At 33.8% G+C, this 16958-nt stretch carries 17 protein-coding genes and 1 other RNA gene; 17 read left to right on the top strand and 1 reads right to left on the bottom strand.

The features are described from left to right. Nucleotides 1-4 precede the first annotated feature (4 nt). From BN2667_RS02590 to BN2667_RS02675, 17 genes are all read left to right on the top strand, one after another. On the top strand, nucleotides 5-778 hold the full coding sequence (locus BN2667_RS02590) for a hypothetical protein (RefSeq protein ID WP_054251766.1): 774 nt from the start codon (nucleotides 5-7) through the stop codon (nucleotides 776-778). 143 nt (nucleotides 779-921) lie between these two features. Next, nucleotides 922-1890 (top strand): DUF3137 domain-containing protein, encoded by a 969-nt coding sequence (locus tag BN2667_RS02600; protein ID WP_075967855.1) that lies wholly within the window; start codon nucleotides 922-924, stop codon nucleotides 1888-1890. A 12-nt stretch (nucleotides 1891-1902) separates the two neighbouring features. After that, nucleotides 1903-2478: a LemA family protein gene (locus BN2667_RS02605; protein ID WP_242848704.1), complete on the top strand. Its 576-nt coding sequence runs from the start codon at nucleotides 1903-1905 to the stop codon at nucleotides 2476-2478. Between the two features lie 19 nt (nucleotides 2479-2497). Beyond that, a complete protein-coding gene (locus tag BN2667_RS02610) occupies nucleotides 2498-2992 on the top strand; it encodes a GNAT family N-acetyltransferase (RefSeq protein ID WP_278308129.1) in 495 nt (164 codons plus the stop codon). A 221-nt stretch (nucleotides 2993-3213) separates the two neighbouring features. Continuing rightward, nucleotides 3214-3417: a hypothetical protein gene (locus tag BN2667_RS02615; protein WP_054251770.1), complete on the top strand. Its 204-nt coding sequence runs from the start codon at nucleotides 3214-3216 to the stop codon at nucleotides 3415-3417. A 154-nt stretch (nucleotides 3418-3571) separates the two neighbouring features. Next, nucleotides 3572-4042, top strand: coding sequence for a GNAT family N-acetyltransferase (locus BN2667_RS02620; protein ID WP_054251771.1), 471 nt, complete (start codon nucleotides 3572-3574; stop codon nucleotides 4040-4042). A 319-nt stretch (nucleotides 4043-4361) separates the two neighbouring features. Then, on the top strand, nucleotides 4362-4715 hold the full coding sequence (locus BN2667_RS02625) for a hypothetical protein (RefSeq protein WP_054251772.1): 354 nt from the start codon (nucleotides 4362-4364) through the stop codon (nucleotides 4713-4715). Nucleotides 4716-4944: 229 nt separating this feature from the next. Continuing rightward, nucleotides 4945-5790, top strand: coding sequence for a DUF8171 family membrane protein (locus BN2667_RS02630; protein WP_054251773.1), 846 nt, complete (start codon nucleotides 4945-4947; stop codon nucleotides 5788-5790). Beyond that, entirely contained in the window at nucleotides 5783-7501 is a 1719-nt protein-coding gene (locus BN2667_RS02635; protein ID WP_054251774.1) for an ABC transporter ATP-binding protein, read from the top strand. The genes BN2667_RS02630 and BN2667_RS02635 overlap by 8 nt, the downstream gene beginning before the upstream one ends. Further along, a complete protein-coding gene (locus BN2667_RS02640; RefSeq protein ID WP_054251775.1) occupies nucleotides 7491-8336 on the top strand; it encodes an energy-coupling factor transporter transmembrane component T family protein in 846 nt (281 codons plus the stop codon). Before BN2667_RS02635 ends, BN2667_RS02640 begins: the two co-directional genes overlap by 11 nt. A gap of 4 nt (nucleotides 8337-8340) precedes the next feature. Then, on the top strand, nucleotides 8341-9126 hold the full coding sequence (locus BN2667_RS02645; protein ID WP_054251776.1) for a PHP domain-containing protein: 786 nt from the start codon (nucleotides 8341-8343) through the stop codon (nucleotides 9124-9126). 13 nt (nucleotides 9127-9139) lie between these two features. Further along, entirely contained in the window at nucleotides 9140-9967 is an 828-nt protein-coding gene (locus BN2667_RS02650; protein ID WP_054251777.1) for a MurR/RpiR family transcriptional regulator, read from the top strand. 141 nt (nucleotides 9968-10108) lie between these two features. Further along, nucleotides 10109-11707, top strand: coding sequence for a type I restriction-modification system subunit M (locus BN2667_RS02655; protein ID WP_054251778.1), 1599 nt, complete (start codon nucleotides 10109-10111; stop codon nucleotides 11705-11707). A 1-nt stretch (nucleotide 11708) separates the two neighbouring features. Further along, nucleotides 11709-12899, top strand: coding sequence for a restriction endonuclease subunit S (locus tag BN2667_RS09415; protein WP_075967857.1), 1191 nt, complete (start codon nucleotides 11709-11711; stop codon nucleotides 12897-12899). Nucleotides 12900-12922: 23 nt separating this feature from the next. Continuing rightward, complete coding sequence (locus BN2667_RS02665; protein WP_054251779.1) at nucleotides 12923-15988, top strand: type I restriction endonuclease subunit R, EcoR124 family; 3066 nt, start codon at nucleotides 12923-12925, stop codon at nucleotides 15986-15988. Nucleotides 15989-16003: 15 nt separating this feature from the next. Further along, the gene (locus tag BN2667_RS02670; RefSeq protein WP_054251780.1) at nucleotides 16004-16189 is read left to right on the top strand and encodes a hypothetical protein; all 186 of its coding nucleotides are present in this window, start codon (nucleotides 16004-16006) and stop codon (nucleotides 16187-16189) included. Nucleotides 16190-16270: 81 nt separating this feature from the next. After that, the gene (locus BN2667_RS02675; protein ID WP_054251781.1) at nucleotides 16271-16456 is read left to right on the top strand and encodes a hypothetical protein; all 186 of its coding nucleotides are present in this window, start codon (nucleotides 16271-16273) and stop codon (nucleotides 16454-16456) included. Nucleotides 16457-16568: 112 nt separating this feature from the next. Here the strand turns inward: BN2667_RS02675 and ssrA are convergent. Beyond that, nucleotides 16569-16922: a transfer-messenger RNA gene (gene ssrA, locus BN2667_RS09135) on the bottom strand. Between the last annotated feature and the right edge of the window lie 36 nt (nucleotides 16923-16958).

The raw sequence follows: 16958 nt of genomic DNA on the forward strand, positions 1-16958 counted from the left end.
GATATTGCGAGACTTAGAAATAAATGAAGACTTATTTTTTATAAGTGAAAATTTTTATAAGGAAAACACTAATAAGCTTAAAAATCAACTAGTTCTGCCAGCAGATGATTTTTTTAATAGCTATAAATATGGCACAGTAAATAATATAAGCAATCACGAAGTTTGGAACATAGATTTTGCTTATGTAATTATTGCAAAAGTAGATTGGTTTGAAAATCAAAATGAAGACTTTAGAAAAAGTCTGTCAGCAGAGACAATTAAAAATGGAGATGGACTTGTATATAAAGATGAAATTCTAACAAAAAACCGCTGGACCAACTTGGACCAAAAAGCAAAGGAAGACTTTTTTAAAAGCCAAGATGATGAGAAAGTTCAAACAAATTTAGACGCAATAAAAGGATTTGAAAACTTAAAAAAATACCATAACCACTTTCCAAAATCTCATGGAGCCAACTGCTTTGCTAGCGTCTTATATGCCATTTCAAAAAACGAAGCCCTAATAGACGAGTGGATCTTTGCAGACACTTTTCTTTTATTTTTGCAAGCCAATGGATATGAAAAAATATTACAAATAAAAAGCTTAGACCAAGTAAAAGAAGCAGACGTCCTAGTCCTTTATATAGACGGAAAACTAATCCATGCATTTTACTGCATTGATGAGAAAGTCTGTTTTAATAAATTTGGACAAACCATGCACGAACAATGGGCCCTTCTTCCAATTACAGATGTGCTAAAAGAATTTGAGGGAAGTAAGTGGACTATATACAGAAAGAAATAAATTAATAAAGCAGAAGAAAATAACTCAAAAGCTTTGCCTTAGGAAGAATATATCATATAATAAAAATGTAAAACAAAGAGAAGACAAAATAAAAAACCTATATAAGAAAGTAAAAAAGCGACTAAAAGCAATAAAGGTGCAAGATGATGAAAACATACAGAAATAATTTTACCAGCTTTGAAACAAGTATAAAAATTAATTCCTTAGAAAACTCAGCTCAAATGCAAAAAAGACTAGATATAATAAAAAGTGGCATGAAAGACCATGTTTTTAAGTCAAGTCCAAAGAACCTATTGATTTTAGCTCTAATAGTTTTAGTTGGTTTTCCCTTGCTTATATTACTTCCACCAGTAGGCATACCCCTGTCAGTTTTTGCCTTGCTTACATTTATAAAAAAACTCAATAAAAAGAAAAAGATGTTGACCAAGGCCTATATAGAAAACTTTTTACAACCAGTCTTAGACCAAATCCTAGAAGATACAAAAATAAACTATTATAAACTCATAGACGATATGGACTTTTTGGCCCTAATGTTTAACCATGCCCAAATATACAAGGGCGAGTGCAATATAGTCTTTGGAGATGAATACAAAACAGAATTTTCAAACCTAAATGTCATGCACTATAGGGAACAAAAAGGCGAAAATGTAGCCACTGACGACGACTTTATAGGTCAAGTTCTAAGAGTAAAAATACCAACAAAAATAAAGGGGCACCATAGAATAATACCCAAGGACAAGAAAAAAATAAGAGGGAAAAATTTATATGGGCCCTACAGAGGCCTATACAAAGACGAAATAGAAGTTCCAACTGAATCAATAAAATTTAACAAGTCATATTCGATATTTTCTACAGACGAATTTTATGCTAAACTATTTTTAGATCCAAAAATAATTGATATATTTACTAATTGGATTGATAAAATGAAAATCAGCCTGTATATGGACGAAAACTCAATTTCTATTCTATATCAGTCAGACAAATATCTATTTCCAGCACCAATAACTGAAGAAGAAATAGATGATCTATCCCTAGCAGGAGAATATGAAAAAGTAAGAGACCAGTTAGCTGATTTTTATTCACTAATAGACATAATCAGAGAAAAATTCTAAGGAGGACAAATAGTGGACCCAATAATCAAAGCTCTTATAATGCCAGTAGTACTAATAATAATATTAATATACCTAATACACGGCTTTATAAAAATTTCAAACAAACTAAATAGACTTAAAGTTGTAGTTAATGAGTCAAAGAAAAACGTAGACATAGCCTTGGCAAAGAGGTACGACACAATAACTCAAATGTTAAAGATAGCAAAGTCCTTTGCAAACCATGAAAACATAACCTTTACAGAAGTTATAAAACACCGAGGAGGGGCAAGTGCTGCTGAAATAGACAAAACTATAGACAAGCAAAACAAGGCAATAAATAAAATATTTGCCCTTGCAGAAGCCTATCCAGAATTAAAATCATCAGATCAATTTTTAAAACTACAAGACGAAATAAATGACGAAAACGAACAGCTAGCAGCTGCAAAGAGAATTGCAAATAGCAATATAAGTATTCTAAACCAAGAAATAGTAAGCTTTCCAACATCAATAGTTGCAAAAATAAAAAACATGAGAGAACTAGAATTTTTAACTGCAGATAATTTAAATCTAAAAAAATCCCTAGATGACATTGAATATAATATAAGTTAAAGACAAAATACAAATAAAAATTAGACCAGCTCAGCCAAGTGACGCCGAACAAATATTAGACCACACAAAAATTTGTGGAGGCGAAACAGATAATATGTCCTATGGCGAAGAAGGCTTTAATATAACAATAGAAGAAGAAGAAAAAATTTTAGAGCGCATAGGAAAAAGCCACAAGCAAGCATTTTTTCTAGCAGAAGCTGATGGCAAAATAGTTGGAACAGGCACTTACACAGGATCAAACAACAAGAGAATGGCCCACCGTGGATCCATTGGCCTATGTGTCCAAAGACTATATTGGGGCCAGGGAATCGGATCAGCCCTAATAGAAGCTTTAATTGACTTTGGGAAAAATACAGCCAAGGCAAAAATTATTTCCCTAGGAGTAAGGTCTGACAACCAAGTAGCTATCCACCTATACGAAAAATACGGCTTCAAAAAAATCGGAACATTTGAAGGCTACTATGAAATTGACGATAAACTTATTGACGTAGACTATATGAATTTGAAACTTTAGCGAATATATTAAACTTTCTTAGCTGATAAATTAATAAAAGCAAAAGAAATTAACTAGGCAAGGAAAATTCCAGCCTAGTTTTTTTAATTCAACAAGTCAGGGCGTAAATTTCAAGTACAAGTTGAAAAATACGCCCTAAAATCTATCGAAAAATTATTACAATTTAAACTTTGCTTCAAGACCCTGATGCAATTTTTATTGGCGAACTAAGAGATGACTTTATGTTTAGAAGAAAATGGAATTTTAAAGCAAAGAAAGAAGTAAAACAATCAGCAGAAAAAAACCTTTCTAGCTTTGATAAAAAAATTAATATTCCAAATGAAAATACTATTCAAGCAATAGAAGAAGCGAGAAGAATAGCCAGAGATAAAAGTACTAAGATTTATGATAATATTAAAGAATTAACTCTAGATTTAGAAGTATAAATTACCTTTGAAATTCAAACGTAAAAACCAACGTAAAATTTGCGTTTGATTTATTGTTGGTTTTTGCTACAATTAAATTGTCTATAATGGAATTAATGAAATATATAAAATTGAAAAAGCTCAATTAATTAAAAGAAAAATAAAAAGGGGATTTATGAAATTTACTGTAAGAGAAATAAAAGATAAAAAAGAAAAAGAAAAAATAGCAAGAGAAGTTCTTAGTGACTTGCCAGAGTGGTTTGGCCTGCCAGAAAGTACAGAGGCCTATATTGAAGACTCACAAGACAAGACTTTTTTAGCCAGCTTTTATAAAGACCAGCTAGTTGGTTTTATTGTCCTTAACGAAACGAGTCCTGCCTGTGCAGATATATTTGTCATGGGAATTAAAAAGCAGTTTCACCGCCAAGGTGCAGGTAGGCAATTAAATGAAGCCTATGAAAAACTAGCCAAGGAAAGAGGCTACACATATTCACAAGTAAAAACTGTTCAATCAGGTCACTACAAAGAATATGACATTACAAATTCCTTCTATACTTCAATGGGCTACAGTAAATTAGAAGTATTTCCAGACTTATGGGATGAGTGGAACCCCTGCCAAATCTATATAAAATACCTAGGTGACTAAAATGAGCACCTATACTTTAGAAGATTTTAAAGAAGACATAAAAATAAACAGGGAATTTGAATTCACTTTTCATAATAAATCCTACTCCTTAACTTTTTCAAAAGATGGATATATCTTTACCGATATTAATGAAAAAAAAAAAACGCTGTATATAAGAATTATGATGACTTATTAAAAGATATAAAAATTGAAGGAAAAAAAATCGAAGAAATAATCGCCGATAAACTGTATGATGATTTGTCTATATATTAAGTTTCCCATTTAAATAAAAAATATTTGACCAGCTTGGAGCAATTAATACAATATTAGAGGTACCGGGATGTTAGAACATGATAAAAAAAATTTAAGTTATGAAGAGTTGAGTTCATTAATAAATATAAATAACATATATGAAATTACACACAATAAACTGTTAGATATTAGTTTAAAAATTGACGAAATAACTAGCATTAATTTATATTTTCAAATGTTGGGCTTACTAATTAATTTAGAAAAACATAATGATTCATTGAAAATTGCTTATTTATCCAACCTAATATCTTTTTATATATTTGATGTTATAACTCCACCTTATTCTGAAGAAATTGCTAGGTTTTATGCCGAAAAGTCTTTAGAAAATAATTCAACATCAGAATATAAAGAGTGGCTTGAATATATAAACCAAGGCAATTAAATTGTAAAAATTAATGACAAATAATGAAATAGTACAAAATAAAATTGTTTGAAAACATCTAGCAAGTCTAGGTGCTTTTTTTATTAAAATCAACATTTATGAAAAAATATTTTCAAAGGAAATTAAAATAAAAACTTACCTTCATTTAACATTAGCCTTATATAAATTAAATATGCATAGACTAATATAGGCTTGCAAATAAAATTTATAGGAATTATTGGAGGAAATTATGAACTTACAAAAACAAAAATTTAATTCTTCGCAAAAACTTATGGTCTTTGTATTGACCATGTCGCTGTATGGATTAGCAACAATGTTTTCTGAGCTAATACCAAAAGTCCATGTAGGTATAGTTGAATTTTCAGTTGAATATTTCTTATTTATACCACTAACAATAGCCATGCTTTTAGATCCACTAAGTGCTGGTCTTGGAGCTGCAACAGGTGAACTTATTTTTTCAGAAATAATGTTAGGACAATTTGGTGGTATAGGTGAGTTAGAAAAATTCACTACAGTTACTCTTGGTGTATTTATTGCAGGCATGATGGTAAAAGATCCAAGAAACAAAACCCAAGTAGGTCTTGCTGCAATAGTAGGAACAGGAGCTCAACTATTTATGGGAACTATGGTAGATATCTTAAAAGTTGTATTTGCTGTAGAAGACTTTGAAGCTGTAGCTGGTTTGCCAGAATCAGTTTGGGCTACAGAATTTTTTGCATTTTTCAATGACCTACTATTTTCAGGCATCCTATTTTGTCTAATACCTACACTAATTTTAGTGCCAAGACTCTATGGAAAAATTGAAGCCCTTATTGGAGTTCAACCTAGGGTAGCAGGCATGGAAGTAGACTTTTCTCTTGGAAAAATTTTATTACTTGCTCTTGTTGGTATAGCCCTAGGCTTTGGTTTTGAATACTTAGCTGAATCTGGTTTTTCAATAATAGACTGGGAAGCTGATTGGGCAGAAAGTCAATTGTCAATTATTATTAGCTTAACAGTAGCAGCTGTTCTATCCTTGCTTACACTTTTATGGCTAAAGAAAAATAAAGAGAAAAGTATAAATTCTTATGAGTAAAATAGAAATAAGAAATCTAAGTTTTACTTATCCAGGATCAGATAAAAAAATTTTAGACAATATCAATTTAGACATTGAAGAAGGTGACTTTATCGCTATTATTGGCAACAATGGTAGCGGAAAGTCAACTTTTTGTAAGTGTATTAACGGACTTATACCACACTTTATTGTTGGAGACTTTAAAGGCCAAGTTCTAGTCAATGGAAGATCTACCCTAGACTTAGATGTAGGAAGTTTAGCTAGACAAGTAGCCTATGTTTACCAAGACTTTGAAAACCAAATAGTTAGGCCAACTGTTTTAGACGACGCATCCTATGCTCTATTAAATTACGGTTATGAAAACTACGAAGACCTTGGTAGAAAGTCTTTAATTGCCTGTGGCTTAGAAGGCAGAGAGTATGATTATATTTGGCAGCTATCGGGAGGGCAAACCCACCTTCTAGCCCTAGCAGGAGCCATTGCCCTTGGACCAGACATTTTAATTTTAGATGAACCAATCGCCCAACTTGATCCTCAAAATGCAGACAAGATTTATGAAATCCTAGAAGATCTTAGAAAAAGATATAATAAGACAATAATCTCAATTGAGCACCACACCGAATACATTGCAAAATATTGTAACAAGGTCATGCTTCTAAATAAGGGAAAAATTTCTTGGATCCTTCCTACAAAAGAAGGCCTATCTAAAGTTGACGACCTAAAAAAATCAGATATATTTCCGCCCCAAATTACTCAAGCAGCCTTTATGCTAAATGAGAAAAATGGAGAAGATACTAAAGATAAGGTACACTTACCTCTTAGTATCGAAGAAGGTCTTTCCTACTTTTCTAACCTAAAATTAAAGGACTATAAAAAAGAACAAATAGAAAACACCAATGAAGAGATTCTTAGATTTGAAGATATAGACTTTACTTATAATACTATAAAGGGTCAACCTAAAATCATCTTTGATAAATTAAATCTTAGTATAAAAAGAGGGGACAAGATTGCTCTAATAGGTTCTAATGGAGCAGGTAAGTCTACAATTATGAAATTATTAGTAGGACTTGCTAAGGCTAAAGACGGAAAAATTTTATTTAAAGGTGAAGACATTAATCAAATTGATGAAGAAGAACTGGCAAAGCACATCTCCTTGGTTTATCAAAATCCAGAAGAGATGTTTATAAAAGATAGCATCTACGAAGACATAGCCTTTGCAATGAAAGAAAGAGAAGTAGAAGACTATAAAGAGAAAACCTCTAACTTAATTAATAGATTTAGGTTAAATGACCTAAAAGACAGAGACGGAAGATTATTATCTGGTGGCCAAATGAGAAGAGCCAGTGTAGCCATTGGTATCGCCTTAAAACCCGAAGTCTTACTATTAGACGAACCTACTGGAAACTTAGACATGGCCACTCGAACAGAAATTATAAAAGTTCTAGAAGAAATAAAATCTGAAACAGAAACCGTAATAATTGCAACCCATGATATGCAATTAGTATCTCAATGGGCAGACAGAGTTATCGTCTTAAACGCTGGCAAGGTTATTGCAGACAAGTCCAAGGACCAAATATTTGACAACGACTTAGTTAAAGAAACTATAGCTATAAGAGCCCCAGAAATTTTTGACCTAGCCCAAGCCATTAACCCAAAGACCTATGTCTATACGGTGGAAGAATTTTTAGAAAATATTGAAAATAATTTAAAGGAAGGCCATTATGAAGACTAATAAATTAGACAATGTAATAGAAAGCCTGCAAGATAAGTTCACTATAGACTATCTTAGAAGCCAGGTACTTAAAAATGCCTATGGCAACGACGATACTCCTATTGCAAAACTAGACCCAAGGATTTTAATATTTTGGTACCTGTTTTTTGGAATTGTGCCATGGTTTTCTAATAATTTAATGTTTTTAGGATCTTGTTTTATTTTAGTAACCATTACTACACTTATGGCCAAGGTAGCAGGTCTGGTTCTCTTTGTGTTTTTACTTGGAGTCCTAGGCCAAACAGGCTATATGCTAATTGCCGTCTTAATTTTTGGTGGAGACTTGTCGTCTATTATTCCTCTATCAATACTTACTCTAAAAGTTTCTACAGTATCCCTAGCCTCAGTGACTGTATTTTCAGGTATGGACCCAGACAAGTTATCAAATGGCCTAATGTGGTTTGGCCTGCCAGAGAAATTTACCTTTTCTATATCCTATTCATATAGGATCCTGCCTCTTTTAATGACTGAGTTCCAAAATGTCCTACTTTCTTTTAGACTAAGAAGCAAGGCCCCTGCTAAGGAAGGCCTTAAGGGCAAGATAAATTATATATGGTACAGGATTAAAATGATTATGAACTCCTTCTATCCCCTAATATTAAATACGGCCAAAAAGACAAGAACAACTGTTGAGGCCTTAGAGATAAAAGGTTTTAGATATGCAGCTACCAACAAGGATGTTAAAAAATTAAAACTGAAATCATTAGTCATATCATACGACGATATAATTTTTCTACTTATATCATTTATTTGGGTCATGATAACTCTTATGGTTTCAATTATGATGAAAGGATAAGTTAATGAATATAGATTTTCACACCCATGGCAAACTGGCAAAAGCCCTGCCTGTTAACGCAAAATACATCCAGTGGATGTTTGAAGAATGCAAGAAAACAAACTTAGATGCTATATGTTTGACAGAGCATTTTAATACAAAAGCCTTTAAAGACCTCTATAAACTTGTCTATGACAATTCTGAAAAAGATGGAGACTGTCTAATTTTTAATGGCCTAAAAATATTTCCTGGCATGGAAGTAGACATTTTAGAAGGTGCTCATATTCTCGTTTTAGGAAAATTTGAAGATATTATAGAAATAAACGAAAAGTTAGAAGACCATAAAACCAAAGAAACCTTTCTGCCCTTTGACGACCTTATGGATTTATTAGAACCCTATGACCTAATAAGAGGCGGCGCCCATCCCTTTAGGTCAAATGGAGCCATTCCTAGATTGACCAAAGACCAGCTAGAAAAACTTGATTTTATAGACCTAAATGGAAAAGATACTGCCTTAGAAGGGGAAGACAACATTGAAAAAATAAAAGCCTTTGCTAAAAAAATTTCTAAACCAATATTATGTGGCAGCGACACCCACCAAGCCTTCCAATATGAAGCTGTCTATAATGAATTTGAAAATGATGTAAATACCTTTGAAGCCTTAAGAGAAGAAATTAAAAATGGCAGATACAAACTGAAAATATCTGCTACAATAAAAGACCAAGTAAAGTCTGCAACTCTTTTAAAAAAAGCCTTAAAGACCATTCATGCCTTAGGCGGAGACTATATAGAAGTGCTAACTAATAACTAAGAGGGAGCAAGTCATGAAATTAATTTCTTGCTTAGATGACCTACAATTAACAAAATCAGAAATAAAAATTTTAGAATTTATAGAAACTAACTATGATGATTTTCTCTTTATGTCAATAATTGAGCTTGCTGAAAAGTTAGAAATTTCAGAAGCAACAATTTCAAGATTTGTTAGAAAAATTGGCGCTGACGATTTTAAAAGCTTAAAAACTTTAGTCCTAGAACAGTCTCCTTATATGGCAGCCGAAAAAATGAAGACCACCCTAGCTAGCTCTGAAGACCTAAGCCTAGACTCATATTTAAGCAAACAAATTGAGAACATTAAAAAGACCCTAGACCACATTGACAAAAATCAATTTGACCAAGCTTGCAAAATACTTGCTCAAAAAAATAAAATTTATGTCTATGCAAAACACGCAGGCAAAGCCCTTACTTCACTAATATATACCAGACTAAATAGAATTGGAATCGACGTTTGGACTCTACCTACTGGCGGCACAGAATTAGTAGAATCTTTATCCAAATTAGAAAAAGATGATCTTTTACTTATATTTTCTTTTTCAAAAATATCTAGAGAAGATAAAATAATTTTCGACTATAAAAAAGAAGTAGGATTTAAGCTAATCCAATTTACAAGCAGACTCTACCACGATGAAGAAAATTCTGGAGACCTTAACCTCTTTGTATACAGAGGCGAAAGAAACGAATATCACTCCCTAACAACACCAGTAGCCCTAGCTGATGCAATGATAGTTAAAATTACAAAACTAAAGGGAGAAAAATCCCTAGAGAGACTTGAAAAGATCAAAGACCTAAAAAATAAATATAAGGACTTTAAGTAGCAAACGAAGTAGACGAAAAAACCCCGTCTGCTTTTTTAATCTCAAAAATAAAAACCTAAAAGCAAACTCCCAATAAATTCGCTAAAAACATTTTCCTTTGTTATAATAAACATAAGAAAAAGACAAAGACGGAGGAATAAAATGACTAGGACACAAGAGCTTTACCAAAAACTTTGGGACTCAGCTGACATATTGAGATCGAAAATGGATGCCAATGAATATAAATCATATTTGTTAGGCCTTATTTTTTATAAATTCCTATCAGACAACATGGTCCTAAAGGCAGCAGACCTAATAGGCGAGGAGACAGAGGATATAGACGAAGCCCAAATGATCTTTGAATCCTATATGGAAGAAGGAACTTTAGAAGACAGGGAAGAACTTCTAAACGAACTAAAATACGAATACTCCTTTAACCTAAAAGTAGAACTCACCTTTGGCGCTCTTATAAAGGAAATCAAAAACAAAAGTTTCCAACTAGAAGACCTCCAACAAGGCTTTCGCGACCTGGAACAATCAGACCCAGCCTACGAAAATCTATTTGAAGACATAGACCTCTACTCAAAAAAGCTAGGCCAAACCCCACAAAAGCAAAACGAAACCATTTCAAAAATAATGCTAACCCTGGCTCCCCTAAACTTTGCAAAGACAAAAGGCGACGTCCTTGGAGATGCCTACGAATACTTAATAGGCCAATTTGCATCAGAATCTGGGAAGAAAGCAGGAGAATTCTATACGCCCCAATCAGTTTCCCATCTAATGACGAGAATTGCCATTGACGGCAAGGAAAACAAAAAGGGATTATCGGCATATGATCCAACAATGGGCAGTGGATCTCTTTTATTAAATGCAAAAAAATATTCTAACGAAACTAAAACTATAAACTACTTTGGCCAAGAACTAAACACGTCCACCTTTAATCTGGCGAGAATGAATATGATCCTTCACAGGGTGCCAATAGAAAACCAGCACCTGAGAAACGGAGACACTCTTGACGCCGACTGGCCAGTAGATGAGCCGACTAACTTCGACATGGTTTTAATGAATCCGCCATACTCTGCAAAATGGTCTGCCCACAAGGGATTTTTAGACGACCAAAGATTTGCCCCTTTCGGAGTTCTAGCACCAAAGTCAAGTGCCGACTTGGCATTTTTGCTCCATGGTTTTTATCATCTTAAAAACGATGGCGTAATGGCAATTGTCCTTCCTCACGGACCACTTTTTAGAGGAGGGGCAGAGGGAAAGATCCGCCAAAAATTATTAGAAAACGGAAACATCGACACCATAATTGGCCTGCCAGCAAATATATTTTTTAACACCTCTATACCGACAATTATTATGGTCCTAAAGAAAAATAAGGAAGACAGGTCAGTCCTCTTTATAGACGGATCAAATGATTTCGAAAAAGTTAAGACCCAAAATATTCTAAGAGATGACCATATAGAAAAAATTATTCAGACTTATAGGAAGAGGGAGACTATAGAAAAATATTCCTATCTGGCAGACTTTAAGGAAATAGAAGAAAACGAATTTAATCTAAATATCCCAAGATACGTAGACACCTTTGAAGAAGAGGAGGAGATCCCCCTAGCAGAAGTTTCAAAGTCTTTAAGAGAAACTCAAGCAGATTTAAAGGCAGCAGAAGATGAATTAAAAATTCTTCTAAAAGATCTAGTAGGAACATCAGCCTCAGCCCAAGAAGACTTAGATAATTTTCTTCAAGGAATATTCGGTGAATAATATGGAAAAAAGAAATATACCAGAAATAAGATTTAAAGGCTTTGTAGGAGATTGGAAAGAGGATAAGTTAGGTAATATTTCAAATATATCTAAAATGGCTGGATTTGAATTTACAGAACATGTTAATTATTCAGACGAAGGAAGTATTGTGGCAATTCGAGGATTAAATGTAAAAGAAGGCAAACTCAATCTTAATGATGTGAAATATATAGATGATAGTAATTTAGATAAACTTGAAAGGAGCAAACTTTTTAAGGGAGATATAATTTTTACCTATACAGGAACAGTTGGAGAAACAGCTATTATTCCAGAAAATAATAAATTTTATTTAGCTCCTAATGTTGCAAGAATAAGATTAAATCAAAATGAAAATCCTTTATTCTATATCAACAATATAAGCAGGACAGAATATTTTAATAAAGTTATTAGAAGATATATAACAGAATCATCTCAAGCTACTTTGAATATGGAAAACATTCGAAAACTTGAAATAATGAAAACAAATTTACAAGAACAAAAAGAAATTGGCAGGCTTTTTGAAAGCTTGGACCAGACTATAGACTTGCAAGGAAAAGTTGTCGAAGAAAATAAAAGACTAAAGCAAGCCCTTCTTCAAAAACTCTTTCCAAAAAAAGGTCAGAAGTTTCCAGAATTAAGGCTAAAGGGCTTTAGTGGAGATTGGGAAGAGAAAAAGTTAAGTGAAATTGATAATATAGAAATATATCAACCAAAAACTATCACTGCAAATGATTTTATAAATGATGGCAAATACAAAGTCTTTGGAGCCAATGGATATATTGGATCTTATGATAAATACAATCACGAAACAGATCAAGTAACAATAAGTTGCCGAGGAGAGAATTCTGGACTTGTAAATTATGTAAAAGCATTTACTTGGATAACTGGAAATTCTATGGTTGTTAATATTGATAAATGTAAAGAACTAAATAAATATTTTTTTTATAACTTATTGTCTTGCAAAAATTTAAAAAGAATTGTAACAGGTAGTGGTCAACCACAAATAACAAGAAAAGATTTAGTAACATTTAAAATAGAAGTCCCATCTATCCCAGAACAAGAAGCCATAGGCAATCTCTTTAGATCCCTTGACGAAAAAATCCTTAGAGAAGAAGAAAGGCTTGAAGGCTATAAGACTTTGAAAAAATCTCTTTTACAAAAAATGTTTGTTTAAAGTTAAGAATTAAAAGGTGACTTATGATAAAGACTACAGACGAAGCTATAATGGAAGAAAATTTAATAAAGAGGCTGACCAGCGATATTTCCCAGTGGACTTATAGGCCTGATCTTGACAATGAAGCCAAGCTTTGGGAGAATTTTAAAAATATTTTAGAGAGAAACAACAAGGCTGTCTTAAAAGATAGGCCCTTAACTGACCAGGAGTTTTCTCAAATAAAAAACCAACTCAACTTCCCAAACTTTTTCTCTGCTGCCAAATGGTTGGTAGGAGAAAATGGCATAGCCAAAGTTGAGGTCCAAAGGGAAGACGCAAGTCTTGGAACTATTAGGCTAAATGTCCTTAACCGCCTTGATGTTGCTGGCGGGACTTCTGTTTATGAACTTATTAACCAGTTCCAAACTGACAAGTCTAGGATAGGCGATCGAGGCAGGTTTGATGTGACTTTAATGATTAACGGCCTGCCTATGATCCAAATTGAGCTAAAGAAAAAATCCGATACTTATTTTACTGCCTTTAAGCAAATTAAAAATTACTTGCAGGCTGGATTTTTTACGGGAATTTTTTCTGCTGTTCAGATGTTTGTAGTTTCTAACGGCAGTCAGACTAGGTACATTGCAGCAGCTCCTTTTGAAAAACTCAACTCTCAGTTTCTAACTCGTTGGGTCGATGTTAACAATGAGCCTGTTGATAATTATATTTCCTTTGCTGAAGAACTTCTACGAATTCCTATGGCTCATCAAATGGTTACTGATTATTCGGTTTTAGATTTTGATAGAAAGGCCATAATTCTCCTTCGCCCTTATCAGATCCACGCCATTGAAGGGGTGAAATCTTTCGCCTCTAGGTCTAGGTCTGGTTATGTTTGGCACACAACTGGGTCAGGGAAGACTTTAACTTCTTACAAGGTTTCGAAAAATCTTTTAGGCATTCCAAGCATTGACAAGACGATTTTTATTGTAGATCGAAGGGACCTTGACCAGCAGACGACTTCGTCTTTTGAGTCTTATGCTGAGCTAGATACTATTGACATTGATGGCACTGAGTCTGTTGTCCTCTTAGAGAAAAAACTTGCTTCTGATGAAAGGGCTGTGGTCATTACTACTATTCAAAAGCTCCACTATCTTATGAAGAAGGCAGAAAATTCTTCGAATCCTAAATACGAAAAAATTAGAAATAAAAAACTTGCCTTTGTTGTCGACGAGTGTCACAGGGCAGTTTCTCCTGAGAAACAAGCTGAGATAAATAAGTTTTTTTATGTGGATCCTCTTTGGTACGGCTTTACTGGCACGCCAATTTTCGCCGAGTCTAAGAGAAAGTCTCCTGGAGATCTTCCTGAAACTACTGAAGAACAATACGGCGACCGCATCCACCAGTACACTGTAAAAGAAGCAATTAAGGACCAGGCTGTTCTTGGTTTTAATATTGAATACAATTCTACAATTTCTGAAGACGACATTGTTGACATTCTTGAAAAGGCAAATCCAAAGTTAGATGTTTCTGCCCTTGATGATATAGCCCGAGAAGAAAAAATTCCTAGGGACTATTATGAGAGAGACGACCACATGCTGGCTGTTATTGATAGGATAGTTAACAAGTCGGTGGAAAAGTTTGGATTAAAAAATGCGACTCCTTATTCTGCTCTTCTATCAGTTTCGTCAATTCCCTTGGCCCAAAGATACTATGAACTCTTCATGGAAGTAAAGGCAGGGAAAAACGAAAAGGTAAAAATTTTTGACAAGGTGAAAAGGCTTGATAGCGACTTTCCTCGTATAGCAATTACTTATTCTATTGCCGACAACGAAGAAGAAACGAGACCGTCAATGGAAAAGATGATGGAGTCACTTAAAAATTACAACGACTTTTATTCCACTTCTTTTGATATTTCAAACCTTGGCTCTTATAATATTGACGTCAACAACAGGTTGGCGAGAAAAAATTCTAAGTTCTTTGTTCGCTCTGAGCAGTTGGACCTAGTTATTGTTGTAGATAGACTTTTAACTGGCTTTGATGCGCCGTCTCTTCGAATTTTATTTTTAGATAGGCCGCCTCTTAGTCCTCACGGTTTGATCCAAGCTTTTTCTAGGACTAACAGAATTTTTGATGCCACAAAAGATTTTGGCCAAATTGTAACTTTTCAAAAACCAAATTTGTATGAAGAAAAAGTTAAGAAAGCCCTGGTCTTATATTCAAATGGCGGCGAGGACTTTGTTCAGGCTCCAGCTTATGAAGAAGTTTATAAAAGTTTTATTGACTCTATTGAAAGGCTTAAAAACATTGCACCGAGACCTGAAGCCACTGACGACTTAGTGGACCTTGAAGATAAAATTGAATTTGTAGCAGCCTTCCAGGCTTTTGATAAGTTTTATTCTGCAGCAAGGGTCTACAGGGACTACGAAGATGCAGATGTGGATAGGGAAATTGCTGATGCATATAATTTGACAGCTGAGACTATTGAGGAATACTTAGGCAGGTACGAAAACATTAAGGCAGCCTTGCCAAAACTTCCAGATCATATTGTGGAAGATAATTTCTTAGACATTGACTACGAGTTTCGTGGAGTCCGCAGTGCAAAAATCGACTACAATTATATTATCCAGCTGATCCAATCTACAGTTGACTTTAGAACTTCAGCTCAAGAAAAATCCAGAGACATTAAAGAACAAGCAAAGAAAAATGCAGAAATCGAAAAAATTCTCAAAGACTACGAAAGTGGCAATCCAAAGGCAGGTCTTATTGTTAGACAGCTTTGGGAAGAAATTAAAGACGACGACCAGGCCTTTAAAGATAAGGACATTGGAGTTTTAATAGACCAAAGATTTAGAGACAGATATGAATCTAAGATAAAAGAATTTGCATCTAAGTGGGCAGTTGATAAAGACAGCCTAGACTTTGTCGCAGAAAATTATGTAGTAGACAAGGATAGAAACCAGCTAGGCGAAAAAGAACTAGTAGGCAGCGGCAACCTAGACGAATACAACAAAAATTCCTCCGAGCAACTTACTAAGTTAAAGTATAGAAAAAATTTGAGAGAAGAATATAAGAGCTTCGTCGAAGAAGAAATTATTCCTCTTATGGTTAGGTAGGAAAGGAGTTAAAAAATGACAGAAAACAAAACAAGTGAAGCTCAAATTAGAGCGACTAGAAATTGGGAAAAGAAAAATCCAGAAAAAGCAAGAAAGGCAAGCTATAGAAGAGGCGGCAGAAATTATATTTTAAACTATGCCGATGAAGATGATCTGAAAGAAGTTGAAGCTTGGATAGAAGAGAGAAGAAAAAATTTGTAGAGAATAAAAACTTAGGTATATATCATTAATAATTAGCCTTAGTGATTAGTTTAGATGCTTATAAAGAAACGAGGAAATAAGATGACTGAATTTACAACAACTGAAGCACAAAGAAAAGCTAAAGAAAAATGGCAGCAAGAAAATAGGGAAAAATCAAAAAGATATTCTTATAAGTCTACTGCAAAAAATTTTATAAATAATTATGCTACTGAGGAAGATTTAAAAGAGTTGTTAGATTTAATAGAGGAAAGAAGAAGTAATTTATAGAAAATATTAATGAGCTAATTGAATATTTATAAGTTTAAATCCTTGAGTTAGACTCAGGGATTTTTTCTTTGTAAACAAAAAACCAGGACTATATCCTGGTTTTAAATCTTTATGGTGGAGCCGGTGGGAGTCGAACCCACGTCCGAAAACTCGTCCACAACACTTTCTTCGAGTGGAGTCTATTATATTTTTATTCGACAAGAAGTTCTAACAGACAAGTCCTTCTTGTTATATCGTCATAGTTACCCTCTTTCTTATGGCGACTTAGAAAGATTTGTTTCCCATATAGTTGACACCAGTGCCTAGGCCTATGGGGAGCCTAGATGGTGAATGCAAGCTTAATTAAGCTGCAAATGCGAAATTATTATTTTCGTTGTTTATTTGTTTTGAGCTGTTTTACGTTTTGTCTCAAAAAACGACTCGCTTATGTTGATTCAAAATCCCCGTCGAAGCCATATTCGGCCCCAAGTATTAAAAAGGGAAGGCTATAATTCCTTCCCTA

The sequence above is a fragment of the Neofamilia massiliensis genome, assembly GCF_001299475.1.
GTDB classification, from domain to species: domain Bacteria; phylum Bacillota; class Clostridia; order Tissierellales; family Peptoniphilaceae; genus Neofamilia; species Neofamilia massiliensis.

Bases quoted from the DNA above. Each gene is read 5' to 3' on its own strand.
- BN2667_RS02670 (WP_054251780.1), top strand. From the start codon at position 16,004: ATGACAGAAAACAAAACAAGTGAAGCTCAAATTAGAGCGACTAGAAAT.
- BN2667_RS02675 (WP_054251781.1), top strand. From the start codon at position 16,271: ATGACTGAATTTACAACAACTGAAGCACAAAGAAAAGCTAAAGAAAAA.
- BN2667_RS02600 (WP_075967855.1), top strand. From the start codon at position 922: ATGATGAAAACATACAGAAATAATTTTACCAGCTTTGAAACAAGTATA.
- BN2667_RS02635 (WP_054251774.1), top strand. From the start codon at position 5,783: ATGAGTAAAATAGAAATAAGAAATCTAAGTTTTACTTATCCAGGATCA.
- BN2667_RS02640 (WP_054251775.1), top strand. From the start codon at position 7,491: ATGAAGACTAATAAATTAGACAATGTAATAGAAAGCCTGCAAGATAAG.
- BN2667_RS02655 (WP_054251778.1), top strand. From the start codon at position 10,109: ATGACTAGGACACAAGAGCTTTACCAAAAACTTTGGGACTCAGCTGAC.
- BN2667_RS02650 (WP_054251777.1), top strand. From the start codon at position 9,140: ATGAAATTAATTTCTTGCTTAGATGACCTACAATTAACAAAATCAGAA.
- BN2667_RS02625 (WP_054251772.1), top strand. From the start codon at position 4,362: ATGTTAGAACATGATAAAAAAAATTTAAGTTATGAAGAGTTGAGTTCA.
- BN2667_RS02645 (WP_054251776.1), top strand. From the start codon at position 8,341: ATGAATATAGATTTTCACACCCATGGCAAACTGGCAAAAGCCCTGCCT.
- BN2667_RS02615 (WP_054251770.1), top strand. From the start codon at position 3,214: ATGTTTAGAAGAAAATGGAATTTTAAAGCAAAGAAAGAAGTAAAACAA.
- BN2667_RS02665 (WP_054251779.1), top strand. From the start codon at position 12,923: ATGATAAAGACTACAGACGAAGCTATAATGGAAGAAAATTTAATAAAG.
- BN2667_RS09415 (WP_075967857.1), top strand. From the start codon at position 11,709: ATGGAAAAAAGAAATATACCAGAAATAAGATTTAAAGGCTTTGTAGGA.
- BN2667_RS02620 (WP_054251771.1), top strand. From the start codon at position 3,572: ATGAAATTTACTGTAAGAGAAATAAAAGATAAAAAAGAAAAAGAAAAA.
- BN2667_RS02630 (WP_054251773.1), top strand. From the start codon at position 4,945: ATGAACTTACAAAAACAAAAATTTAATTCTTCGCAAAAACTTATGGTC.